Below are 23,498 nucleotides of genomic sequence, written 5' to 3'. Positions count from 1 at the left end.
CCGGATGGGTTGAAGCTCCACATGGTTACTTTGAAAGGGGCTCTCTCGTGGGCAACAAACTTTACGTGGGCAATCTGGCCTATTCCGTGCGCGATCAAGATCTGCAAGACGCATTTGCCGAATTCGGTGCCGTTTCCTCGGCCAAGGTCATGATGGACCGTGAAACCGGCCGCTCCAAGGGTTTTGGTTTCGTTGAAATGGGTTCGGATGCCGAAGCCCAAGCCGCCATCAACGGCCTGAACGGTCAGCCCGTGGCCGGTCGTGCCATCGTCGTGAACGAAGCCCGTCCTCGTGAAGAGCGTCCTGCTGGCTTCCGCAGCCCCTACGGTGGCAGCGGCGGTGGCCGTGAAGGCGGCGGTGGCTACGGTGGTGGCCGCTCGGGTGGCGGCGGCTACGGCGGTGGCCGTGAAGGCGGCGGCGGTGGCTACGGCGGCGGCCGCTCGGGTGGCGGCGGCTACGGCGGTGGCCGTGGCAACGGCGGCGGCTACGGCGGCGGCTACTGATCGGTGTGATCAGCACGGCGTGTGAGCCCGGTCACTCAGGCCACACGCACAAACTGATACATCCTGCAAAAAGGCGATACCTCAGGGTGTCGCCTTTTTTCATGGGCCGTGCGTTATGACGATGACACCGCCCTGGTGGCGGTCTTTTGGAAGGAACACTTCATGTCACACACTTCTCGCTCTCTGATGTCCCGCCTCGCAGCGGCCACCGCGCTGGCATCCACCTTCGTGATGGCTGCGCCAGCTCAAGCTGCCGATGTCGGCGTGAGCATCAGTGTCAACCAGCCAGGTTTCTACGGCCGTGTGGACATCGGGGACCAACGGCCGGTGCTGATCTACCCGCAGCCGGTCATCATCCACCAAGGCCCCTACAGCGTGCGCCAGCGCCCCATCTACATGCGCGTGCCCCCAGGGCACTACAAGCAATGGGCCCGCTACTGCGGTCAGTACAACGCCTGTAACCAGCCGGTGTACTTCGTCAAGGATGGCCGCCCGCATCCAAACGCCTACGCCCCCAGCCCCCGCCACGACGACCACCACCGCATGGACCGCCGGGACGATCGCAGGGATGACCGCCATGATCACCGCCACGACCACCGTGATGATCGACGCGACGACCGCGGTCACCCTGGCAAAGGCCACGACAAGGACCGTGGTCATGGGCACGGCAACGGTCACCGCTGATCGGTGATCACTGCGCAGGGGCGCGCATCACGCCCCTGCGGTCAGGGGCCCGGTGCACCGCGTCAGGTCGGGTCGCGACGCCGCTTTTTGCGGTGCCGCTGCGCCCCCACCAGGACGTCGAACCAGCTGCGTGGCAGCCAGCGCAAAATCGTGGCCACCACCCCCATCTGCCAGGGGATGACCCGCCAGCGCGCCCCAGCCGAAATGGCATGGAACGCCCGATCGGCAAAGGCTGCAGGCGGCATCAGGAAGGGCATGGGGTAATCGTTCTCGCGCGTCAGCGGCGTGTCGATGTAGCCTGGCGCCAAGGTCACCACGCACACACCGAAGGGGCGCAACTCACCGCGCAAGGTCTCGCACAACTGGACCACCGCCCCTTTGGCTGCGCAGTAGCCCGCGTGCCCCGGCAAGCCCCGCACCGAGGCCACGCTGGCCATGCCGACCAAGGTGCCACGCCGACGGGCACGCATGCCCTCGATGAAAGGCTGGAACGTGGCCGCCAGACCGATCACATTGGTGTCGAGCAGGTCGCGCAACACAGCCAGGTCTTCGGCCAGACCCAGGTCGACCCCCACGCTGATACCGGCATTGGCCACGACCACCTCCGGCAAGCCCTGGGCCGTCAGGCAGGCCTGGGCGGCTGCGGCGATCTCGGCCTCGTGGCGCACATCGGCCTCGTACACCGCCCACTGGCTGGCCGGCCAGCCTTGCGCCATGGCCCAGGTCCGCATCAAGGCCCCACGGCGCGCCACCAAGGCAAGGCGCCAGCCGGCCTGCGCATAGCGCAGCGCAAGGGCCTGGCCAATGCCGCTGGAGGCACCGGTGATGAACACCAGCGGTGCGCCCTCCCCCCGGCCCGGCGTGGACGCGCTCACCGCCCTGGCACCTGATACTGGCCAGTCACCCGACCACCCAGCACGGTCACGCCGGTGCGCTCATCGTGGCGCATGGATTGGCCGCGCACCACATTGCCATCCTGGCTCAGGGTCACGGGCTGGCGGGAACTGACGACACGCTCGCGTGTGTCCACGCTCAAGGTCTCACCCAGAAAGCGCACCGGCCCCCCAGGCTTGCCCACAGCGGGCGTGGCCACCACCTGTGCGCCGCCACGCAAGGTCACCACTTCGGCGCTCTGGTCAGCCTCCCCCTGGCGGGCTGTGGCCCGCAGACCCTGGCCTTGCTCGTCGCGACCGAGCAGCAGCACCTGGTCGATCAACAGGCGATCAGGCTCGGGAAAATGGCGCATCACCTTCCCATCCACCACCGCCTCCAGGCGGCCCGTGGCGTCGAAGCGGGCCACACGGGCCTGGTGCAGCTCGTAGTCGGGCGCGGAAGACACCCGTGCCGCGCGGGGTGGCCCATCCTCTTGTGGCGAAGACTGGACCAGCCACCAGGTGAAACCTGCCAGCCCTGCCGCCGCAAGCAGAGGCAAGCTGGCTTGTGCCCGCTCCAGCACCAGCCACCAGCGCGCATTCACGAGCGGGCTCCCGGTGCCGTGGTGTCCAGGGTTTCCAGATGGCCGTGCAGCAACTCGGCATAGCGACCGGTGGCCCACAACAGCAGGTCACAGCATTCACGGGCCGCCCCCTGGCCACCTCGCAGGGCACTGACGTGGTGGGCGATGGCCTTGACCTCGGCGTGTGCGTTGGCCGGGGCCACCGCGAGGCCTGCACGAACCAGCAGCGGCAGGTCGGGCCAATCGTCGCCCATGACCGCCATCTCGCTCCAGCTCAGCCCCAACTGCGCCAACAGCGGCTCGGCCGCCGCCAGCTTGTCATGCGCACCGAACACCGCATGCACGATGCCCAGGTCCTTCAGACGTCGTCGCACCGCAGGAGAATCCCGTCCCGTGATGACGATCGGGGTGATGCCGCCTTGCGCGAGCAACTTGAGGCCGTGACCATCCAGGGCGTGAAAGGCCTTGAGGGTCTCGCCCGCCTCCGAAATGTAGAGCGTGCCGTCGGTCAGCACGCCGTCGACATCGAAAATGGCCGCGCGAATGGCACGGGCCTGCAGTCGCAAACAGGCCGGAAAACTCAGGGTGGGCGCCAGGGCTTGCATCAGATCACCTTCGCACGCATCAGGTCATTGGTGCTGACAGCACCCACCAACACCCCGGCGGCATCGACCACCAGCAAGGTGTTGATCCGGCGGGCCTCCATCAGGGCCACGGCCTCGGCGGCCAGCACGTCCTGACGGATGGTCAGCGGTGACGGGGTCATCAGCTCGCGGGCGCTGGCGCTGCGCAACTCCACGCCCGCTTCGATCTTGCGACGCAGGTCCCCGTCGGTGAACACCCCGAGCACCGTGCCGTTGGCAGCCACCACGGCGGTCGCACCCAAGCCTTTGGCGCTCATCTCGCGCATGACATCACCGAACGGTGCTTCGGGCGCCACGCGGGGGACGGCATCGCCACTGCGCATCACATCGGTCAGATGGGTCAGCAGCTTGCGGCCCAAGGCGCCACCCGGGTGCGAGCGGGCAAAGTCTTCGGCCTTGAAGCCACGGGCATCAAGCAGCACGACCGCCAATGCATCGCCCAACGCCATCTGCGCGGTGGTGCTGGCTGTCGGGGCGAGATTGAGCGGGCAGGCTTCCTGCGCCACCGCGCTGTCGAGCACGATGTCGGCATGGCGGGCCAGCGAAGACGTGGGCTTGCCCGTCATCGCCAGCAGGGTCACGCCCTGGCGCTTGAGCACGGGCAACAAGCCTGTGAGTTCTTCGCTTTCGCCAGAGTTGGAAATGGCCAGCACCACATCGCCAGGCTGGACCATGCCCAGGTCACCATGGTGGGCCTCGGCGGGGTGCACGAACATCGCTGGCGTGCCGGTGGATGCGAGCGTGGCCGTGATCTTGCGACCCACATGGCCGCTCTTGCCCATGCCCATCACGACGACGCGGCCCTGGCAGGCCAGCATCGCCTGCACCGCACGGGCAAAGGCTTGACCGGCGTCTGCCAACAGCCGTTCGGACAGGCCGTGGATCGCGCGCGCTTCGATGTCGAGGGCCTGGCGGGCCAGCGCCACGATGGCGTCTTGAGAGAGGGAGGTGGCAGACATGGCAATCGGGAAAGTTGCAAACCGCGGCCCAGGCCGCACCCCGAGATTCTAGGGACAAGCAGCCCCGGCCGCCGCCCCCAGGCCGTCTTTCACCGCTGGCGCATCAGGCCGAAGGAATTTGCTTGTGCAGGTTGGCGCGCATGCGCAAGGCCATGATGCTGCCGGCAGCACGCAACACCTCGATGGCGATCACGGGCACACGGGCGGCCATTTCCTCGAAACGCGGCAGGCGCAGGGCGTAGACCACGCACGGGGTCATGGCCTCGATGTTGGCGCTGCGCGTGCCCTCGCCAAACAGGCCCGGCTCGCCACAGATGGCCCCCGGACGCAGGATGGCAATCCGAGAAGCCCCCGGCGCTGCGCCCGTGACAAACACCTGCAAGGAACCCTGGCCCAGGAAATACACCGTGCGGTCCTGGTCGCCCTGCTTGATCAGCAAATCGCCGGAGCGCAGTTCATGACGCGTCAGATACTGACAAAAGGTCCGCCACTGCTGAGGGTCCAGACGCGGACGAAAGGCATCTTCCGTATTGAGCGTTTGAATCGCCTGAATCAGTTCGGTGGAATCCATCGTGGCCTCTGTCTATATTTTTATCTGCGGCAATACCGCTTCATGCCGAACTTGGAATTTAATCGATCGGACACAAATGGTGTGCGCTATTTGCACAAAGCTTCCGTTTTTGACATGCGAAAGGGTCAGGTCATACCCTGAAGCTGCGCTGCAAGCCCTCATTTGCCGATGCAAAAGCGGGTGAAGATCTCACCCAGGAGGTCGTCTGCCGAGAACGCGCCCGTGATGGTGCCCAAGGCGTTGTGGGTCAGACGCAGTTCCTCGGCGAGCAGGTCCAAGGCCCCATCGTTCAAGGCCGCATGGGCCTGGGCTGCTTCCAGGTGTTCCCGGGCGGTGCGCAGCGCCTGCACATGGCGCTGGCGCGCGATGAACACGCCTTCCGGTGCCGCTTGCCAGCCGGCGATGTCGAGCAAGGTCTGGCGCAGGGTCTGCAAACCATCGCCGGTCTTGGCCGACAGACTCAAGACCGGTCCGTGCGGTTGCACCGCGGCCTCGACCGCGGGCGGCAAGACGCCCGCATCGGCCTTGTTGAACACATGCACCACAGGCACGCCCTCAGGCAGACGCTCGGCGATGTCGGCATCGGCCTGGGCATAGACGGTGTCGCTCACGCGGGTGAGGTCGTGCAGGAAGAGCACCGCGTCGGCCTGTGCGATCGCCTCCCAGCTGCGTGCCATGCCGATGCGCTCCACCTCGTCAGAGGCCTCGTGCGCCGCGCGCAGGCCAGCAGTGTCGATCACATGCAGGGGCACGCCCTCGATCTGGATGGTCTCGCTGACCTTGTCGCGCGTGGTGCCGGCAATCGGGGTGACGATGGCCAGCTCGGCCCCGGCCAAGGCATTGAGCAGGGAACTCTTGCCCGCATTGGGCTGACCGGCGAGCACCACCTGCAGGCCTTCACGCAGCAAGGCGCCCTGGCGAGCCTGGCGCAACACCGCGTCCAGGGTGTCGGCCACGCGGTTGAGCTTGCCGCGTGCATCGGCCTTTTCCAAGAAGTCGATTTCCTCTTCGGGAAAGTCCAGCGTGGCCTCGACCAGCATGCGCAGATTGATCAGCCGCTCGCGCAGGGCCTCGATCTCCTGGCTGAAGGCACCGCCCAGCGAACGGCTGGCTGAACGGGCCGCCGCTTCGGTGCTGGCGTCGATCAGGTCGGCAATGGCCTCGGCCTGGGCCAGGTCGATCTTGTCGTTGAGAAAAGCGCGCTGCGTGAACTCGCCCGGTTCGGCCAGACGCAAGCCGGGCAGGCGCGCCCGGCCGCTCATCGCATCGGCTTCCGCGGCCGCCTCCAGGCAGCGCGCCAACAGCAACTGCATCACCACCGGGCCACCATGCCCCTGAAACTCCAGCACATCCTCGCCGGTGTAGCTGTGGGGTGCGGGAAAGTAAAGCGCCAGACCATGGTCGAGCGCCTCGCCCCGGGCATCACGGAACGGCCCGTAGGTGGCCACGCGCGGCACCAGTTCGCGCCCACAGATGGCTTGCGCCAAAGGCATCAAACCCTTGCCCGACACCCGAACGATGCCCACCGCGCCGCGGCCCGAAGCCGTGGCCACCGCCACGATCGGCACATTGCGTTCATTGAAGGCCATCTCGCTTCCCCACTCCCTGGCGCACCTGCGCCCAGCCAAAGCGCCATTGTCCCCCGAGCGGACGCGTCCCCCCAAGCACGGGGCCTTGGGCACAAACCCCGATGGCTGCCCCATCGTGCCCCCCTACCCTGCCTCCCACCACAAGCGGAGGAACGCATCATGTTGCCACTCGTCGCCAGTTGGGGGTTCCTGTTCGGGGCCCTCGGCCTGGGCATCTACACCGTGCTGAACACCCAGTTCGATCCGACCCAGATCGCGCTGACCTTTCTGTTTCCGTATTACGCCCTGTGCACCGCGCTGCAATATGTGTGGCCCGAGCAAGCCAACCGCTTCGAGAAAGGTGAGGTGCTCACCGACAGCCTGCACAACGTCGCGCTGGTGGCCATCACCGGCTTCACCGACTTCTTCATCCATGTGCTGGTCGCAGCCACCGGCACCGGCCTGCTGTTCCACTTCGGCGTGCTGCCCGAGAGCTGGGCGGCACATCACCTGCCGCTGTGGGCCCAGGTGCTGATCGCCTGGCTGACCTTCGACTTCATGTTCTACGTCACCCACCGCATGGGCCATGAGATCGACGCCCTGTGGCGCCTGCACAGCGTGCACCACTGCGCCCACCGTCTGAGCGTGCTCAATGCCAGCCGCGCCCACCCGCTTGACCTGATCTGGCGCCGCCTCATCCCGGTCTTCGTCACCTTCCAGACCGGGGTCAGCCCCGAGGCCTTCATCATGAGCGGCATGATTGGCAGCGTGCTGGCCACCATCACGCACATGAACGTGCGTTTCCGCTTCGGCTGGCTCAACTACCTGATCGGCACCAACGAGATCCACCGCTGGCACCACTCCAACCAGCTGCACGAGGCGCAGAACTACAGCGTCGTCATGCTGTGGGACCACCTGTTCGGCACCTTTGTCTACCCGAAGCACCGCACCCGCCCCACCCAGATGGGCCTGTTCAACGAACACGCCTACCCGATACACCACTACCTGGGCCAGCTGCTGGTGCCGCTGACCTGGTCGCGCATGAAGGCCCGCCAGGCCCAGGCCGGCTCGCAGCCACACGACACTGATGCCGGCCCCATGACGCGCCTGGCCGACGGACCCGAGTTCCTCGACACGCTGCCGCTGCCAGCCGACCGCTGAACCAGGCCGCCATCTGCCACCGCTGCATCCCGACCGGCCCGGTCGGCGCCTGACGCAGCAGCATCCAAACAAAAACCGCCTGGCGCGATGCGCACAGGCGGTTTTTCTTGTCAGCGTGGGCTGCGACTTACTTGGTCACACCCAACTGGCGGTTGATCATCCACTGCTGGGCGATCGACAGGATGTTGTTCGTCAGCCAGTACAACACCAGACCGGCCGGGAAGAAGAAGAACATCACACTGAACAGCAGCGGCATGATCCACATCATCTTGGCCTGCAGGGGGTCCGGCGGCGTCGGGTTCAGCCAGGTCTGCAGCAAGGTCGACAGGGTCATCAGCGCAGGCAGCACGAAGTAAGGATCCTTGATCGACAGGTCGGTGATCCACCCGATCCAGGGCGCGTTGCGCATCTCGACCGAGGACAGCAGCACCCAGTACAGCGCAATGAACACCGGGATCTGGATCAGGATGGGCAGACAGCCGCCGATCGGGTTGACCTTTTCCTCGCGGTAGATCTTCAGCATCTGCTGCTGCATTTCCTGCGGCTTGTCCTTGAGGTTCTCACGCAGCTGCTGGATGCGCGGGTTCAGGGCCTTCATCTTGGCCATCGAACGGTAGGCACTGGCGTTCAGCCAGTAGAACGCCGCCTTCAACAGCACCACCAGGGCCACGATCGCCCAGCCCCAGTTGCCGATCAGGCTGTGCAGCCAGTTCAACAGCCAGAACAAAGGCTTGGCCATGATGTGGGTCCAGCCATAGTCCTTGACCAGCTCCAGGCCTTCGGCCAACTTGGCCAGCTTGACCTCTTCCTGCGGGCCGACCAGCAGCTGCGTCTCGATGGCCTTGGTCTGACCCGGGGCCACTTCGCCCACCGGGAACAGCATGCCCAGGGCATACAGGTTGCTGTCCAGCTTGCGGGCGTAGAACTCGCGCGCGGTCTTGGTGTTGTTCAACCAGGCGGCGGTGAAGTAGTGCTGGACGACGGCCACCCAACCGTTGTCGGCATTCTTCTGGAACTCGGCCTCGTTCTTCTCGATCTGGGCAAACTCCACCTTCTGGAACTTGGCTTCGCCCGTGTAGAACGCACCACCCAGGTAGGCCTGAGGCGCACCGATCATGGTGGGACCTTCGGCCGTCGGGGCCGAACCATCGCGCACCAGTTGCACATACAACTGTGGGCTGACGGCGGCGGCAGAACTGTTGACCACTTCCTGCTTCACATCGATGGCGTAATTGCCACGCGGGAAGGTGAAAGTCTTGATCAGCTGCACACCGTTCACCGGTGCCGAAGCCATCTTGACAACCAACTTGTCCGCGCCATCGGCGAGCACACGCTCGGTGCTCAAGACGGTGAAGGGGGTTTTGTGGTTGGGCAATCCGGTGGTCGCAATCAAGCCGGTCTCGGCCACATAGGTGTGACCGGCGGTCTTGTTGAACAAGACCATGTTCTGCTTGAAATCATCTTGCGCACGGTGCTGCAGCAACTCCACGCGCACCAGGCTGCCGCCCAAGGTGTCGAACGTCGCCTTGACCACATCGGTGGTGACCGTGATCAACTCACTTTTCGGCACCACCGGGGCACTGGCGCCACCATCGGCAGCCACGGCTGCGGCGGGCGCGCCCAGCGCGGCACTGGGAGTGGGCAAGTTGGCAGACGAAGCCGGCCCCGACGCAGCGGGTGCCGAAGCCACCACCGGTGCGGGCGCAAACAAGGAAGGTTGACCAGTGTGAACCAGCCAGCCATCCCACAACATCAGCAGTGAGACGGCAAACACCGACCACAGCAGGGTGCGACGCAGATCATTCATGGGCGATTGGAATCCGACGAAGGGTTGCAAAAACGGGACAAGAGACGCGGTGCCTGATCGGGCACCGGGTCATGGCCACCCGGACAACCCGGATGACAACGCAGCAGACGCCGTGCCGTCAGGTACGACCCTGCGGCCGGACCATGACGCTCCAGCGCCTGCAAAGCATATTGGGAACAGGTGGGCGTGAAACGACAGGCCGAGCCCAGCCAAGGGCTGAGCAAGAGCCGATACGCTTTCACGACCCCCATCAGCACCGCATTGAGACCGGCGCACAGCGCAGCCAGCCCTTGGCGGAACACATGGAGGAGCGTGTGCATCATGCCGTACTCCGGGCCAGACGTGACCAGAGTTGGTCAAGTTCGTCGCGCACAGCCACGTTCAACGCACGGGAGGCGGCGCTGGGAAAGAACTGACGGTCAAACGGGGCTTTGAGACGCACGACCCAGCCATCGACCTCGGGGCCATGGCGACCGGCGGCCCAGATGTCAGGGCCATGTCGACGCAGGGCCTCACGGACCTGGTGACGGATCAGGGAACGCGTCACCGAACGACGCGCCTGTTTTTTGGGCAGCACCAAGCCCAGTCGCCAGCCGCTCGGGCCACAACTGGGCAAAGTGAGTGCACACTCATCCACACACAAGGCGGCCGACAACCCCTCGTCTGTGGACAACGGGGCTGGCGAAGCGAGGGCCTCAGGCTCGGACCCTGCCAAAGCAGCATCCGCAGCACGCACCAACGGCAGCGCATGCAAGACGAAGTGCGTCGTGCGCGAAACCGGGCGCGAACCCAAAGCCCTCTGAAAATCAGCAGCTTTCAGGCTGGGTGGCCGCACGGTGTGTCAGGAAAGTCAAGTCGAAACAAAGCCGGGCAGCGCCCGGCCTCGTTCACACCTGTACTGGTCGAACGCCCTCACGGCACCGACCAGACCGGGACGGGAAATTACAGACCCAGACGCTTGCGGCCCTTGGCGCGGCGAGCAGCGATGACCTTGCGGCCACCCTTGGTCTTCATGCGCACCAGGAAACCGTGGGTGCGGGCGCGGCGGGTCTTGGAGGGTTGGTAAGTACGCTTCATGAGATGGTCCTTCATGAGGCCGCACCTCAATGGGGCGGCCCTGTCTGTGTCTTGTGATCCCTGATGCGATGCAATTGCCGCCCAGGTGGCACCCGGACCCTCTGCACACTCAGACACGCCACCATGGATGGTATTGGCACGCCAAAGCATTCAGCTGACCGGACGAACCCGCGATTACAACAGGTTTTTGGCACAGGGTCAATGCCTTTGCGGATCTGGGCCTGGGCTGAGCTTCCCACCCCCCGAAATCGCAGTCAGACACCGACCTTGTCCCAAATCACCCACCCCGGGAAAAAACTGTGGATAACCTGTCAATGACCTGTGCTCATGCGCTTAGAATTCGCTCCCCGAAGAAAGACTTGTCCACACATGAGTGCCGCCGAATTGACCACCGCCGGCCAGAGCCCCGACGACCCCGCCACCCTGTGGCAACGGACCTGTGAGCGCCTGGCCACCGAACTGCCTGAACAGCAGTTCAACACCTGGATCCGCCCGCTGCCGCCGGCCGAAGTGAGCCAGAGCGAAGGCGTGACCCTGGTGTCGGTGCGTGTGGCCAACCGTTTCATGCTGGACTGGATCCGCACCCAGTACAGCGCACGCCTTGAAGCCATCCTGGGCGAACTGCAGTCAGGCGAAATCCGCCTGGACCTGGCCCTGGCGCCCCGCATGGCCGCCCCCGTCGGTGGCTTGCGTCCCGGCATGGTGATGCCGGGTCGCGCCCTGCCCCCCAATGCGCAAGCCAGTCCGGCCATGCCTCCGCAGATGGCCCAGGCCCAAGCTGCCAACCAGGGTCCGGCGGGCGCCGCCTATCCACAGGCGTCTGAACCGAGTCGTGGTGGTCGCGCACAACCTCAGGTCATGGGCTTGAACCCGGCGCTGACCTTCGACAACCTCGTGCCCGGCCGTGCCAACCAGATGGCCCGCACCGCCGCCCTGCATGTGGCCGGCGCCCCTGGTCAGATGTACAACCCGCTGTTCATTTACGGTGGGGTCGGTCTGGGTAAAACTCACTTGATGAACGCCGTGGGCAACGCCCTGCTGGCCGACAAGCCGGACGCGCGCATTCTTTACCTGCACGCCGAGCAGTTCATCTCGGACGTGGTCAAGAACTACCAGCGCAAGACCTTTGACGAGCTCAAGGCCAAGTACCACAACCTCGATCTGCTGCTGATCGACGATGTGCAGTTCTTCGCCGGCAAGGACCGCACGCAGGAAGAGTTCTTCAACGCCTTCGAGGCGCTGCTGGCCAAGAAGGCCCACATCATCATGACGTCCGACACCTATCCCAAGGGGTTGGCCAACATCGATGAACGCCTGACCTCGCGCTTCGACGCCGGCCTGACGGTGGCGATCGAGCCGCCCGAACTGGAAATGCGCGTGGCCATCCTGATCAAGAAGGCTGCCCAGGAAGGCATCGACATGCCCGAAGACGTGGCCTTCTTCGTCGCCAAGAACGTGCGTGCCAACGTGCGTGAGCTCGAAGGCGCGCTGCGCAAGGTGCTGGCCTTTGCCAAATTCAGCCACAAGGAGATCACGATCAACCTGGCGCGCGAGGCCCTCAAGGACTTGCTGTCGATCCAAAACCGCCAGATCTCGGTGGAAAACATCCAGAAAACCGTGGCCGACTTCTACAAGATCAAGGTCGCGGACATGTATTCGAAGAAGCGCCCGGCCTCGATCGCCAAGCCGCGCCAGATCGCCATGTACCTGGCCAAGGAGCTGACACAAAAGAGCCTGCCCGAAATTGGGGAGCTGTTTGGTGGGCGCGACCACACCACCGTGCTGCACGCTGTGCGCAAGATTGCCGGTGAACGGGGCAAGGACACCGAGCTCAACCAGCAGTTGCACGTGCTGGAGCAAACGCTCAAGGGCTGATTCGCCGCATTGACGCGGATCAGGCAACGCACCAGGAGGCTTCGGCCTCCTTTTTTTCGCCCTGTCAAGCCAACAAAGTTGTGGACAAGATCAGAACAAGTGGGGACTTGTCCACAGGCCAGCGTGTTTTTTCAAAGTTGTTGTCGTTTGTCCCCTGCGCGAACCGCATGCAGCTCCACATCCTTGTCCTGAAGGCAAGTGCTTGATTTGAGAGGCTGAAATCAGACTTGTGCACAGCAAAACGCACCCTCTACTACTACGACCAATTTGAAAGATAAAGATGATTGTGAAGACAGTGACGCACGGGATGCCATCAAAAAAATGGACTTGTTTCAAGTCTTGGTCTTCATTGATTCAAGACGACATATCGTCCTCCGTTCAAAGCTCAGAACGAAGGCGCATGTTGTCTGGAACTGAAACGGGCAGGGTCTGTCAAGCCAACAAAGCTGTGGACAAGATCAGAACAAGTCATCACTTGTCCACAGCCCGATGCCTGTTTTCAAAGTTGTTGGCAAACCGTGCAGGGGCAATCAGACGCAGCTTCCACACCGTTATGGCATCTTCAAATCATTGATTTCAAAACGAAAAAATGACTTGTCCACAGATTCGGATGCCCTCTACCACTACAACGAATTAAAAAGATCAAGACAGATATGAATACAGTGCAACGCCCGTTGACGCGAAAAAAACGCGATCGCAGCCGGAAAGACACTGAACTGCGTGATCTGTGCCGTGCCGAGTCACCTCAATCGGTGAAGGCAGCGGGAACCGCGGTACGATCGGCGGGTTTGCGCACGGTCTCACCCGAGACAAGACCCTGAAGCCGTGCGGGCAGTGACTATTGGGAAAGCCCTCAGATGATTGTGTTCAAAGCAGCTCAAGAGAAAGTTCTTGCCGCCCTGCAATCGGTGGCCGGGATCGTGGAACGCCGCCACACCCTGCCCATCCTGGCCAATGTGTTGTTGCGCAAACAAGGCTCCGAGCTCGAATTGATCACCAGCGACCTGGAGATCCAGATTCGCACCACGGCCCAACTCGATGGCGATGAAGGCAACTACGCCATCACCGTCGGGGCCAAGAAGCTGGGCGACATCCTCAAGAGCCTGCCTTCGGACCAGATCGTCTCGCTCACGGCCAACCAGACCAAGCTGACGCTGCAAGGTGGCAAGAGCCGCTTCACGCTGCAAAGCCTGCCGGCCGAAGACTTCCCGCTGGTGCAGGAAGCCGCTGATTTCGGCCCCGCCTTCAGCGTGCCGCAAAAGACGCTGAAGCTGCTCATCAGCCAGGTGCACTTCGCGATGGCGGTGCACGACATCCGCTACTACCTCAACGGCATCCTGTTCGTGGCCGAAGGCAAGACGCTGACGCTGGTGGCGACCGACGGTCACCGCTTGGCCCTGTCGCAGGCGACGCTCGATGTCGAGATGCCCAAGCAGGAAGTCATCCTGCCGCGCAAGACGGTGCTGGAGCTGCAACGCCTGCTCAAGGACGACAGCAAGAGCGAGGAAGAACAGCTCATCGAGATGCGTTTTGCCGGCAACCAGGCCAAGTTCAGTTTCGGCGGTCTGGAGTTCGTGACCAAGCTGGTCGAGGGCAAGTTCCCCGACTACAACCGCGTCATCCCCAAGAACCACAAGCACCACATCACCCTCGGTCGCACCACCTTGCTGGCCTCGCTGCAACGCGCAGCCATCCTGACGAGCGAGAAGTTCAAGGGCGTGCGCATGTCGTTCGCACCGGGCGTGCTTGGCATCGCATCGAGCAACGCCGAGCAGGAAGAGGCGAAAGAAGAACTCGAAATCGACTACGGTGGCGACACCTTCGAGATCGGCTTCAACGTGGGCTACCTGATGGACGTGCTGGCCAACATGAGCCAGGACATGGTGACCGTCTCACTGCAGGATGCCAACAGTTCGGCCCTCATCACCAACCCCGAGTACGAAGGCTTCAAGTACGTCGTCATGCCGATGCGCATTTGAGGGGCGTCGTGACAAAAAGTGCCTCTGTGCGCAGGGGCTAGAATGGGGGTCCTGCCGTGTCAACGGACAGGACCTTTTTCTTTTTCTGGGCCCCCACCGCTGGTCCCACCTTACCTAGCGCTTGTACCCATGACCGACGCCACGAACCCCGATCAACAGCCCGATGTGCAGCCTGCTCAGTCCGCTGAGGCGCCTGTGCCGCAAACCGAGGCTCAGATTTCGGCGGGCTATGGCGAAGGCAGCATCCAGATCCTAGAAGGGCTGGAAGCGGTGCGCAAGCGTCCTGGCATGTACATCGGCGACACCTCCGACGGCACCGGTCTGCACCACCTGGTGTTCGAAGTGGTGGACAACTCCATCGACGAAGCGCTGGCCGGGCACTGCGATGACATCGTCGTCACCATCCATACCGACAACTCCATCAGCGTGGTGGACAACGGCCGGGGCATCCCGACCGGCGTGAAGATGGACGACAAGCACGAGCCCAAGCGCTCGGCCGCTGAGATCGCGCTGACCGAGCTGCACGCCGGGGGCAAGTTCAACCAGAACAGCTACAAGGTCTCCGGTGGTTTGCACGGCGTGGGCGTGAGCTGCGTGAACGCCCTCTCGAAGTGGCTGCGCCTGACGGTGCGCCGTGAAGGCAAGGCGCATTTCATCGAGTTCCGCAAGGGCGTGCCGCAAGAACGCGTGATCGAGGTGCGTGACGGCGTCGAAACCAGCCCGATGAAGATCGTTGGTGACACCGACAAGCGCGGTACCGAAGTCCACTTCCTGCCCGACACCGACATCTTTGCCCAGAACAACGAGTTCCACTACGAGATCCTGGCCAAGCGCCTGCGCGAGTTGAGCTTCCTGAACAACGGCGTCAAGATTCGCCTGGTCGACGAGCGCAACAACAAGGAAGACAACTTCGCCTACGCCGGTGGGGTCAAGGGCTTTGTGGAGTTCATCAACAAGGGCAAGACCACGCTCAATCCCAACATCTTCCATGCCCAAGGTGACAAGGTCTCCGAAAACGGCACGAACGTGGCGGTGGAAGTGGCGATGCAGTGGAACGAGAGCTACAACGAGAATGTGCTCTGTTTCACCAACAACATCCCGCAGCGTGACGGCGGCACCCACCTGACCGGCCTGCGCGCGGCGATGACCCGGGTCATCAACAAGTACATCGAAGACAACGAGCTGGCCAAGAAGGCCAAGGTCGATGTGGCTGGCGACGACATGCGCGAAGGCCTGGCCTGCGTGGTGTCGGTGAAGGTGCCCGAGCCCAAGTTTTCGAGCCAGACCAAGGACAAGCTGGTCTCCAGCGAGGTGCGTGCACCGGTGGAAGACATCGTCAGCCGCCTGCTGACCGACTGGCTGCTGGAGAACCCGACCGACGCCAAGATCATCTGCGGCAAGATCGTGGAAGCGGCGCGTGCCCGTGAAGCGGCCCGCAAGGCCCGCGAAATGACGCGCCGCAAGGGCGTGCTCGACGGCCTGGGCCTGCCCGGCAAGCTGGCCGACTGCCAGGAAAAAGACCCCGCGCTGTGCGAAATCTACATCGTGGAGGGTGACTCCGCCGGTGGCTCGGCCAAGCAGGGCCGTGATCGCAAGTTCCAGGCGATCTTGCCCCTGCGTGGCAAGATCCTGAATGTCGAAAAAGCCCGCTACGAAAAGCTGCTGACCAGCAATGAAATCCTCACGCTGATCACGGCCCTGGGCACCGGCATCGGTCGTGGCGCCGGCACCGACGACTTCAACCCGGACAAGCTGCGCTACCACCGCATCATCATCATGACCGACGCGGACGTGGACGGCGCCCACATCCGTACCCTGCTGCTGACCTTCTTCTTCCGACAGATGCCGGAGCTGGTCGAGCGCGGCCACATCTACATTGCGCAGCCGCCGCTCTACAAGGTCAAGCACGGCAAGCAGGAGCAGTACCTCAAAGACGCCAGTGCGTTGGATGAGTACCTGATGAAGGTGGCACTGGACGGTGCGGTGGTGGAGCCGGGCCAAGGCAAACCGGCCATTGGCGGTGAGGCGCTGGCCGAACTGGCCAAGGCCTATGTGACCGCGCGCAGCGTGGTGGACCGCCTGAGCAACTGGATGGATGTGGAAGCGCTGCGTGCGATTGCCAATGGCCTGACGCTGAACCTGGACACGCTGGCCGATGCCGAAGCCAGTGCCGCGGCCCTCAAGGCTGCCCTGCACAACGCCGAGGTGAGCGCCGAGCACGATGCCCGCACGGACAAGCACGTCCTGCGCATCAGCCGCATCTTCCACGGCAACACGAAGTACAGCATCATCAATGCCGACTTCGTGCATGGTGCGGACTACGAAGCGCTGGCCACGGCCGGTGTCACCTTCAAGGACCTGCTGACGGAAGATGCCGTGGTACGTCGGGGCGAAGGCGAGAAGGCGAAAGAGGCCAAGGTGGTCGACTTCCGTGCGGCCATGGCCTGGCTGCTGCAGCAAGCCGAAAGCTCGGTGGGCCGCCAGCGCTACAAGGGTTTGGGTGAAATGAACCCCGAGCAGCTGTGGGAAACCACGATGGATCCGAATGTGCGCCGTTTGCTGCGTGTGCAGATTGAGGACGCCATCGAGGCCGACCGCGTGTTCACCATGCTGATGGGCGACGAGGTGGAGCCGCGTCGCGATTTCATCGAGACGAATGCGCTGCGGGCGACGAACATCGACGCTTAATAGTCCAGCACCGAAGACACCGCTTCAGGGTACAGATTCGGCAGCAACACCCCCAACGCATCCAGCGGCAGTCCCATTCTCACTGGGCCTTTGGGGGTGTCACTGATCAACAGGCCATCGGCCAGCAGTTGCGCCAGCACCTTGCGGGCGGTGCGCTCTCCCAGCCCGGTGAGCTGCACGAACTCACCCCGTGTGATGGGGCCCAGCGCCATCACGTGCTGCAGCGGCAAGATGGCCTCGGGTCGGTAGTCCGGGGTTTGACGCTGGTGAGCCCGGATGGTGATCAGCGCCCTGATGCGGTCTTTCAACTCATCGAGGTTGAGCATGCGGGTCATGAATTCGACCTGATCGCGGCAGGTGTCGATGAAGAACTCGCACCACGCGATCAGCATGCGTTCGCTCAGATTGCCTCTGCCGTCGAGATCCCCTTGTCGCGCCATGTCGGCTTCTGAGAGGTGGCGGTAGTAGTCGTCGCGTCGCCGGGCGAGACCGCGGTTGACCGACCACAGCCCCCCGGTGATATGACGCATCACCGCGTGGGTGTGCAGGCGACAGGCGCGGCCGTTGCCATCGAGGAAGGGGTGCACCCAGGCCAGCCGATGGTGGGCACAGGCGGCGGTGATGAGCAGCTGTTCGAGCCCCCAGGGTTTGGCATAGCGCTCGTCGGCCCGAGCCAGGAACAGCGGCAGCGCGGTGTGCGTTGGGGGCTGGTGGCGGGACACCGCCACGTCTTGCGTGCGCAACTGGCCTGGCAGCAAGTCCAAGCCTTCGTCGGTGCGACGGTCTTCGGGCTGCAATTGTTCGTACAGCAGACGATGAGCCAGCAGCAAGCTGCGGCTGTGCAGGGATTCGAGCTCGCTCAGCTCAAGGGCTTCCAGTGCCTGTTCGGCCTGGATGTGGGCCACGGCCAGACGTTGGCGACGGGCGATGTCGGGTTGATCGGAAAAATCAGCTTTCAACGCACGGGCGATGTGCACGGGGTGGGTGCTCTGCCCTTCGATGCGGTTGGAGTAGTAGGAATTCATGGACCGCACCAGTCCACGCAGTTCTGCCAATGTGGCGGGGTGGACCCCAGCCTGGAGGCGCAGGGCTGCTTCGATCACTGGCCTGGCTTGTCGACTCAGATCGTCCAGACGACGGCTGGGCAGCAGGGGCTCGAACTGGTGGGGCTGGTCGTAAGCCGCGATGGAGGTGGCTGGAACTGACATAAATTTCCGATCTGATTGCAAATCATGATCGAGAAAAAATCATTTTATGTCAATGACTTGGTTGAGATTAACGTGCCGAATTTAGGCATGAATTGCCGATCTGGTGACCGACCTTTGTGCTGATCGATGGATGGCCTGCCGCGTAGGGGCGCGGAGATGGGTGCCTTGTGCGCTTCGAGACGCTGTCTTGTGCGCGTCAGCGGAGCATCAAATTGCGGTTGTAACAACTGTGGCGCCCTACGGTAGGCTCAGCGGCGTCTTCGGCCGAAGTTCTCTGTCATCTGACAGATGCAGGTGTGGTCATGAGCTAAGAACTCCCCTTTTCAGGGGCAACCTTACCTCCCGGTGCATTCCGCATGGCTTCGTTCTTGAGCCAGTCACGCGGTGACAGCCCCGTGCGGCCGCTGAAGGCCCGTGACAGCGCTGACGGGTTGGAGTAGCCCAGCTCTTCGGCCAGGGCCTTGATGGGCCGCCCTTCGCGCAGCCGGCTTTGCGCCAGCGCGATGCGCCAGTCGGCCAGGTAGTCGGCCGGTGTCTGGCCCACCACCTCGCGGAAGGCGTTGGCGAACGCGGTGCGCGACATGCCCGCGTGGTCGGCCATGCGCTCCAACGTCCAGGCTTGGCCGGGCGCGTCGTGCATGGCCACCAAGGCGCGCGCCAGGCGCGGATCCGACAGCCCTGTGATCAGGCCCGTGCGGATGCCGGCCTCTTGCGGGTGGTCCAGCAGCCAGCGCAGCAACTTGAGCACCACCACCTCGAAGAGCCGGTCGGCCAGCAGGCGCTGACCGCAGCGCACGTGGTCGGTCTCGGCGAACAGCAGCTCCAGCGCCGAACCCAGGCCCTGGACCTGCGCCAGCGGCAGCGCGATCAGTGGCGGCAGCGCGCGCGCCAGCGGGTTCTGCGCGCCGCCATCGAAAGCCAGCCGCGCGCAAGTGAAGTCCGAGCCGTCCAGCGGGGGGTTGTGAAATCGGTGGGTGAAGGGGCGCGGGTACAGCAGCAGCGTCGGCTCCTCCAGGCGCAGCGACGCGTGCACTTCGTGGGCACCCGGATGGCTGACCTCCAGCGTGCCCCGCCGCAGCACGTGCAGGTAGCCGTGTCCGTCGCAGGCGTCGAAGTGGCTCAGCCCGCACAGCGCGCCGGTGTGGTGCAACTGAGCCTGCACCCGAAAGCGTTCGAGGATGCCCGAGAGGCGGTCGATGGGAGGTGTGGCTTGCATCGGGGGATCTGGACGAAATGGTATATAGCGTGGACGAAATGTATCAACAAATACGTTCAGCGCCATGACACTGCCCCTACACCCACTTTGCACACAGAGGACACCATGCAAGCGCTGACCTTCAAACCCGCCTTCCTGAACGCCGCGTTGCTCGCCAGCCTGATCGGCGGCGCCACCGGCATCGCACAGGCCCACGGCACGGGCCACCACCACGGCGGCATCGCCACCGAAGGCAAGAAGGCCGTCAAGGCCCCCTTCGACGTGGTGCACACGCGCATCAGCACCGACGGCAAGACCGCGGTCTTTCACATGGCCGTCTCGGGCAAGGCCGGCGCCACCCGCCCGACCAAGTCCGGCAAGCTCGCTGGCAGCTCGGTCTTCTCCTACGTGTGGCCCACCAGCCTGGACCCGGCCACCGTTGGCTTCGAGCACAAGGCCGGCATCCTGGCCTTTGCGGTAACCTCGCACCCCGACTTCGACGACACCCCGCTGTTCGACGAGAACGGCGACGGCCACACCGGCAACGACGGCAACGTCTGGCACTCGCACTGGGTCGTGCTGCAGCCCGACGACGCCTGCGGCAAGGGCGCCCTGAAGGTGGTGGACATCCCCGAAGGCGCCAAGCCTCGCCTGCCCAAGACCTGGCCCGGCCTGCCCATCTTGATCGACAGTCCGGGCTGGTCGCCGACCTTCAAGAACGAGACCGTCGAGGTACGCGTGCCCTTCGACGACATCGGCGCGGTCGAAGCCGGTGCCTTCGATGGCGTGACCGCTGCGCTGCGCGTCAATGCCAGTGTGCACAACCCGCTGCTGTGCGTCAGCAACGTTTTCAAGGTCGCCTCCGGCGACCTGTCCCTGCCCGGCAAGGTCAACCGCTGACCCCAGCGCAGACACCCCGCCAGGTCCAGCAGGCCTTCGGCGCCACACCCAACATGTTCAAGGCCGAGGTGATCCACCGCTGTGGCCGGTGGAAGACCAAGCAGGCCATCGAGCTCACAACGCGGGAACGGGTCTCTTGGTTCACTCACCATCGATTGATGGGGCCGCTGGGCCATGTCCCGTCCGCCGAATTCGAGGCAAATTACCATCAAGAACGCGCTGGTCAGGCCGCGACCATCTGACTTAAACCAACCGGCCTCCGCGGAAACCGGATGTGCTTCACTACAGTCATCCGATCCGGTCAATTGCCCATTGGAGATGTATCGCATGAGCTGGTTTGAAAAACTCACTGGTTTTCGCGAGTTGGGCTACGCCCAGACACAAGCCAAATTTGAGGTGATTGGCAACCGCCTCCATTCGCGGGTCAACGGCTGCAGCTGGCAGATCGGTGAACTGGAAACGCCCAGCCTGGCCGAACTGCGGTTGCGAGCTGCCTCCGTGCGCGAGGCCACACGAGGTGCGCTCCGCGTACACAACATTGCGGCCGATGCGTACCAACTTCACACCTGGCCCGAGGTCAACGGTGCTTTGGTACAGGTGGCGTCACAGTTCAACTTGCTCGAGATGCCCGGCTACCACGTGATCCCGGAAGACGGGGTGAGCGACTACGAGCATGACCTTACCCAGGGGCCTGCCTGTGCTCGCGCAGCCGGTGCAGCGACCATCTATCGCAACTACTTTGCGCCGGTGGGCGACCAGATTGGGCAAACGCGTGCGCGGCAGATTGACACCCTGGCCGACTTGCGTGCGGCTTTGCCACGGGGCGATGAGATCGAGATGCGCAATGGCTATGCCCTGGCCACACCTGACATCTTGCATGCCATCGATACCAGGCTGGCAGACCTCAGCGAGGCCGAGCGAGACAGGCTGCGGACCCTGCTGCGCATCGGGCTGCATCACGATGTGGATGTGACCGCTGTGGGTTCACTGCAAGGGCAACGCGTCAGCCAGGCGTATTGCGCAGCGCTGCCGGTCAACTACAACCATGGCACCGATCCTGCAATGTGGGCGTCGTTCGCGCGCCTGGTGCTGGAAGCGGCCTACGAGGCTACGGTGCATGCAGCCGTGGTCAATGCCAACCGAGTGGGGGGGAGTCACCGCGTTTACTTGACCCTGGTAGGTGGCGGCGTGTTTGGCAATCGCAGGGATTGGATTCTGGGTGCCATCCGACGCGCACTCGACCTGGTGCGAGGACAAGCGCTGGAGGTCTGGCTGGTAAGTTACGGCAGCGTGCCGGATGACCTGTTGATGCTGGCGAACGAATACGACCACCACAGGACTTGACCGCTGCCCGCAACGCCTTGCGCTGTGCCAACAGCATGCCCCCTCGGGACGCTGTCTTGTTTGTGTCAACCGAGCATCAGATTGCGTGTGCAACAACTTTGGCGCGACGTAGGCCAGTCGCGGCAACTGTGACAGGATTGCCAAGGAACTCTGGCGTCTTCCGGGCTAAGTGCTTGATCTGTTGTACCGCTGGGCGCATCGACTGTGGCGCCCTACGGCCGTCGTAGGGCGCCACAGTAGTTGCGACTGGCAAACGGTGGATACCATTGGTGACCGCCATGGACGCACGCCTCTTCCCATCCGGCCGAAGCCAATCCGTTCGGCTGCTGGTAGGCAGCTTCAACGTTGGCGCAGATGCCACCGTGAACGCAACTGGGAAATAGCCATGAAAGTTCAACTCAACGGCAAGATCTGCCAAGCCCTTTTGCTCTTGTTCATCGTCACGACGGGATGGGCGCAAGACCTCAGGCACTTGCCTCGCAAAGTGGAGTTGTGGATCAGCACAGAACCCGACCATGGTCGCCTGGAAGTCTGCGCCTCTCACACCGCGAAAGATTGGTTGATGGTCCAAGACCAGCTTAGCCTTCGACAACAAAGCGCAGGCAAATCAACCGCCATCCAATTGAGCGGCTTGGATGCCAAGGCGGCCAGCTTGGAGACAACACAGCGTTGTTTTCAACTGCGCAGCCAAGGTCAGTTGATTGCCCAGGGGGCGGTGCTTCCGGCAGAGTCGGCACGCTTGATTGCGACACCGATGCTGATTTTGAGTCTTCATCACACCGAGGCAGACCTGCCGCTGATGGTCATGAGCTGCGGCTTTCCTGACCAAGGCCTTCGGCCGGTCCAAAGCTGCGCCCAAGGGTGGTGGCCAATCGCATCCTTACACGGAGAGCACCAGTGAACCTTGTGCGCTATCAGGTGTCCCGGCAAGGCGACATTGTCGATCGGGGGGTGTTTGCTGTATCCGGACCTCACAGGGTGCAGGTGGAGATGCTTACATCGGGACGACACCGTGTGTTGGATGTCACAACCCAGGTGCAGGCACTGGTAGACAGTGGCCATGTGGCGATGGACTTTAAGCTGGAAACCTGCGAAGTCATCGAAAAGTTCGGCGACACACTGCAACTGACAGAGACGTTCCAATTGACATTGTGCTTGGTCGATGCGCCACGCACCATTTGACTTACTTATCGCTGCACGCCATCATCACCAAATGGATCTAAAACTCATGACTGCTCACAGTGTGACCTGGCGTATATGGATCCTGGCTCTATTGGCCCTGTGCCCATTGTTTGTTCACGCAACCGATCAGCGGGTGATCGTGCCAGGGCCATTGAGCGTGCGAGATGCGGCTCAGTTGCGTGAAAGTTTGACGGGTTATCAACAGCATGGTCACTGTGAGGCGGTCAGGGATTTCCTGAATACTGCCCGTCAACTTGAGGCTGAGCATGTGGCTTCAAAACTGAAGGGCTGGATTATTGGTGGTATCGGGGGCACTTTGTTTACTGAGCAGGTGGTGTTTGACAGCATGTGCCGTGAAGTGGCTGAACAATATCGACACTTGAGTGAGGCTTATGCTGACAAGCGCAGTCATTTCACCATTCAACGCTTTGATCAGGTGCTGTCATTGGCGCATGACTCCGGCTACTGCGGCGTTGTGGTTGATTTGATCCACACTCAAAAAATGATGCGGGATACCGACTTGCTACGCTTACTTGAAGGCTATCACAACGGTCCTGTGGTGCGTCGTTTTGGGGTGATGAATTCGGAGGCCATGATAAGTGAGTGTGATTACGCCAAATACATATTGAGGCAACTTCTTGCTCAGGCTGTAGGGCAGTAGTATTAAGGAAGGTCTGAACAACTCCGCCCCATTGCG

The 23,498-nt window shown here is 63.0% G+C and carries 24 protein-coding genes; 12 read left to right on the top strand and 12 right to left on the bottom strand.

Annotated features, from left to right (window positions below):
• Positions 1 to 47 precede the first annotated feature (47 nt).
• Together rbp and WIT60_RS00235 are read left to right on the top strand one after the other, a co-directional pair.
• Positions 48 to 503: an RNA-binding regulator gene (gene rbp / locus WIT60_RS00240; protein ID WP_339581950.1), complete on the top strand. Its 456-nt coding sequence runs from the start codon at positions 48 to 50 to the stop codon at positions 501 to 503.
• A 162-nt stretch (positions 504 to 665) separates the two neighbouring features.
• Entirely contained in the window at positions 666 to 1,187 is a 522-nt protein-coding gene (locus tag WIT60_RS00235) for a hypothetical protein (RefSeq protein WP_339581949.1), read from the top strand.
• A 62-nt stretch (positions 1,188 to 1,249) separates the two neighbouring features.
• Here the strand turns inward: WIT60_RS00235 and WIT60_RS00230 are convergent, their stop codons facing one another.
• From WIT60_RS00230 to mnmE, 6 genes are all read right to left on the bottom strand, one after another.
• Positions 1,250 to 2,062 (bottom strand): SDR family oxidoreductase, encoded by an 813-nt coding sequence (locus WIT60_RS00230; RefSeq protein WP_339581948.1) that lies wholly within the window; start codon positions 2,060 to 2,062, stop codon positions 1,250 to 1,252.
• Entirely contained in the window at positions 2,059 to 2,664 is a 606-nt protein-coding gene (gene lptC, locus WIT60_RS00225) for an LPS export ABC transporter periplasmic protein LptC (RefSeq protein ID WP_339581947.1), read from the bottom strand. The genes WIT60_RS00230 and lptC overlap by 4 nt, the downstream gene beginning before the upstream one ends.
• Positions 2,661 to 3,248: a KdsC family phosphatase gene (locus WIT60_RS00220; protein WP_339581946.1), complete on the bottom strand. Its 588-nt coding sequence runs from the start codon at positions 3,246 to 3,248 to the stop codon at positions 2,661 to 2,663. The genes lptC and WIT60_RS00220 overlap by 4 nt, the downstream gene beginning before the upstream one ends.
• A complete protein-coding gene (locus WIT60_RS00215) occupies positions 3,248 to 4,246 on the bottom strand; it encodes a KpsF/GutQ family sugar-phosphate isomerase (RefSeq protein WP_339581945.1) in 999 nt (332 codons plus the stop codon). Before WIT60_RS00215 ends, WIT60_RS00220 begins: the two co-directional genes overlap by 1 nt.
• A 103-nt stretch (positions 4,247 to 4,349) precedes the next feature.
• Positions 4,350 to 4,817, bottom strand: coding sequence for a cyclic nucleotide-binding domain-containing protein (locus WIT60_RS00210; RefSeq protein WP_339581944.1), 468 nt, complete (start codon positions 4,815 to 4,817; stop codon positions 4,350 to 4,352).
• Between the two features lie 158 nt (positions 4,818 to 4,975).
• The gene (gene mnmE, locus WIT60_RS00205; RefSeq protein WP_339581943.1) at positions 4,976 to 6,406 is read right to left on the bottom strand and encodes a tRNA uridine-5-carboxymethylaminomethyl(34) synthesis GTPase MnmE; all 1,431 of its coding nucleotides are present in this window, start codon (positions 6,404 to 6,406) and stop codon (positions 4,976 to 4,978) included.
• Between the two features lie 159 nt (positions 6,407 to 6,565).
• Here mnmE and WIT60_RS00200 point away from each other — a divergent pair, with 159 nt between their 5' ends.
• Positions 6,566 to 7,546 carry a sterol desaturase family protein gene (locus WIT60_RS00200; protein ID WP_339581942.1) on the top strand — a complete coding sequence of 327 codons (981 nt, stop codon included), beginning with the start codon at positions 6,566 to 6,568 and terminating at the stop codon, positions 7,544 to 7,546.
• Positions 7,547 to 7,673: 127 nt separating this feature from the next.
• Here the strand turns inward: WIT60_RS00200 and yidC are convergent, their stop codons facing one another.
• The 4 genes from yidC to rpmH form a co-directional block, all read right to left on the bottom strand.
• Positions 7,674 to 9,353, bottom strand: a complete 1,680-nt coding sequence (yidC, locus tag WIT60_RS00195) for a membrane protein insertase YidC (protein ID WP_339581941.1) — start codon at positions 9,351 to 9,353, stop codon at positions 7,674 to 7,676.
• A complete protein-coding gene (yidD, locus tag WIT60_RS00190) occupies positions 9,350 to 9,604 on the bottom strand; it encodes a membrane protein insertion efficiency factor YidD (RefSeq protein ID WP_339582336.1) in 255 nt (84 codons plus the stop codon). Before yidD ends, yidC begins: the two co-directional genes overlap by 4 nt.
• Before the next feature lie 68 nt (positions 9,605 to 9,672).
• Positions 9,673 to 10,188, bottom strand: coding sequence for a ribonuclease P protein component (locus tag WIT60_RS00185; RefSeq protein ID WP_339581940.1), 516 nt, complete (start codon positions 10,186 to 10,188; stop codon positions 9,673 to 9,675).
• A gap of 107 nt (positions 10,189 to 10,295) precedes the next feature.
• The gene (gene rpmH, locus WIT60_RS00180; protein WP_339581939.1) at positions 10,296 to 10,430 is read right to left on the bottom strand and encodes a 50S ribosomal protein L34; all 135 of its coding nucleotides are present in this window, start codon (positions 10,428 to 10,430) and stop codon (positions 10,296 to 10,298) included.
• Between the two features lie 369 nt (positions 10,431 to 10,799).
• On the opposite strand from rpmH, the gene dnaA reads away from it, so the two are divergent.
• The 3 genes from dnaA (at position 10,800) to gyrB (ending at position 16,972) form a co-directional block, all read left to right on the top strand.
• Positions 10,800 to 12,305: a chromosomal replication initiator protein DnaA gene (gene dnaA, locus WIT60_RS00175; protein WP_339581938.1), complete on the top strand. Its 1,506-nt coding sequence runs from the start codon at positions 10,800 to 10,802 to the stop codon at positions 12,303 to 12,305.
• Between the two features lie 857 nt (positions 12,306 to 13,162).
• Entirely contained in the window at positions 13,163 to 14,284 is a 1,122-nt protein-coding gene (gene dnaN / locus WIT60_RS00170; RefSeq protein WP_339581937.1) for a DNA polymerase III subunit beta, read from the top strand.
• A gap of 129 nt (positions 14,285 to 14,413) precedes the next feature.
• Positions 14,414 to 16,972, top strand: a complete 2,559-nt coding sequence (gene gyrB, locus WIT60_RS00165; RefSeq protein ID WP_445207621.1) for a DNA topoisomerase (ATP-hydrolyzing) subunit B — start codon at positions 14,414 to 14,416, stop codon at positions 16,970 to 16,972.
• Here gyrB and WIT60_RS00160 read toward each other — a convergent pair.
• Positions 16,969 to 18,180: a Fic family protein gene (locus WIT60_RS00160; RefSeq protein WP_339581936.1), complete on the bottom strand. Its 1,212-nt coding sequence runs from the start codon at positions 18,178 to 18,180 to the stop codon at positions 16,969 to 16,971. The genes gyrB and WIT60_RS00160 overlap by 4 nt on opposite strands.
• Before the next feature lie 307 nt (positions 18,181 to 18,487).
• Positions 18,488 to 19,396: an AraC family transcriptional regulator gene (locus WIT60_RS00155; protein WP_339581935.1), complete on the bottom strand. Its 909-nt coding sequence runs from the start codon at positions 19,394 to 19,396 to the stop codon at positions 18,488 to 18,490.
• Between the two features lie 105 nt (positions 19,397 to 19,501).
• Here WIT60_RS00155 and WIT60_RS00150 point away from each other — a divergent pair, with 105 nt between their 5' ends.
• From WIT60_RS00150 to WIT60_RS00125, 6 genes are all read left to right on the top strand, one after another.
• Positions 19,502 to 20,275, top strand: a complete 774-nt coding sequence (locus WIT60_RS00150; protein ID WP_339581934.1) for a hypothetical protein — start codon at positions 19,502 to 19,504, stop codon at positions 20,273 to 20,275.
• Positions 20,276 to 20,328: 53 nt separating this feature from the next.
• On the top strand, positions 20,329 to 20,517 hold the full coding sequence (locus WIT60_RS00145; RefSeq protein WP_339581933.1) for a hypothetical protein: 189 nt from the start codon (positions 20,329 to 20,331) through the stop codon (positions 20,515 to 20,517).
• A gap of 85 nt (positions 20,518 to 20,602) precedes the next feature.
• Complete coding sequence (locus WIT60_RS00140; protein WP_339581932.1) at positions 20,603 to 21,619, top strand: hypothetical protein; 1,017 nt, start codon at positions 20,603 to 20,605, stop codon at positions 21,617 to 21,619.
• Positions 21,620 to 22,004: 385 nt separating this feature from the next.
• Positions 22,005 to 22,520, top strand: a complete 516-nt coding sequence (locus WIT60_RS00135; protein ID WP_339581931.1) for a hypothetical protein — start codon at positions 22,005 to 22,007, stop codon at positions 22,518 to 22,520.
• Positions 22,517 to 22,801 (top strand): hypothetical protein, encoded by a 285-nt coding sequence (locus WIT60_RS00130; protein ID WP_339581930.1) that lies wholly within the window; start codon positions 22,517 to 22,519, stop codon positions 22,799 to 22,801. The genes WIT60_RS00135 and WIT60_RS00130 overlap by 4 nt, the downstream gene beginning before the upstream one ends.
• Positions 22,802 to 22,847: 46 nt before the next feature.
• Complete coding sequence (locus WIT60_RS00125) at positions 22,848 to 23,462, top strand: hypothetical protein (RefSeq protein ID WP_339581929.1); 615 nt, start codon at positions 22,848 to 22,850, stop codon at positions 23,460 to 23,462.
• The last annotated feature ends 36 nt before the right edge of the window (positions 23,463 to 23,498 follow it).

It is taken from the genome of Aquabacterium sp. G14 (assembly GCF_037482285.1).
Lineage (GTDB): Bacteria > Pseudomonadota > Gammaproteobacteria > Burkholderiales > Burkholderiaceae_C > Aquabacterium.
Note: the sequence above shows the minus strand (reverse complement) of the source record. Positions and strands in the feature narration are given on the sequence as shown.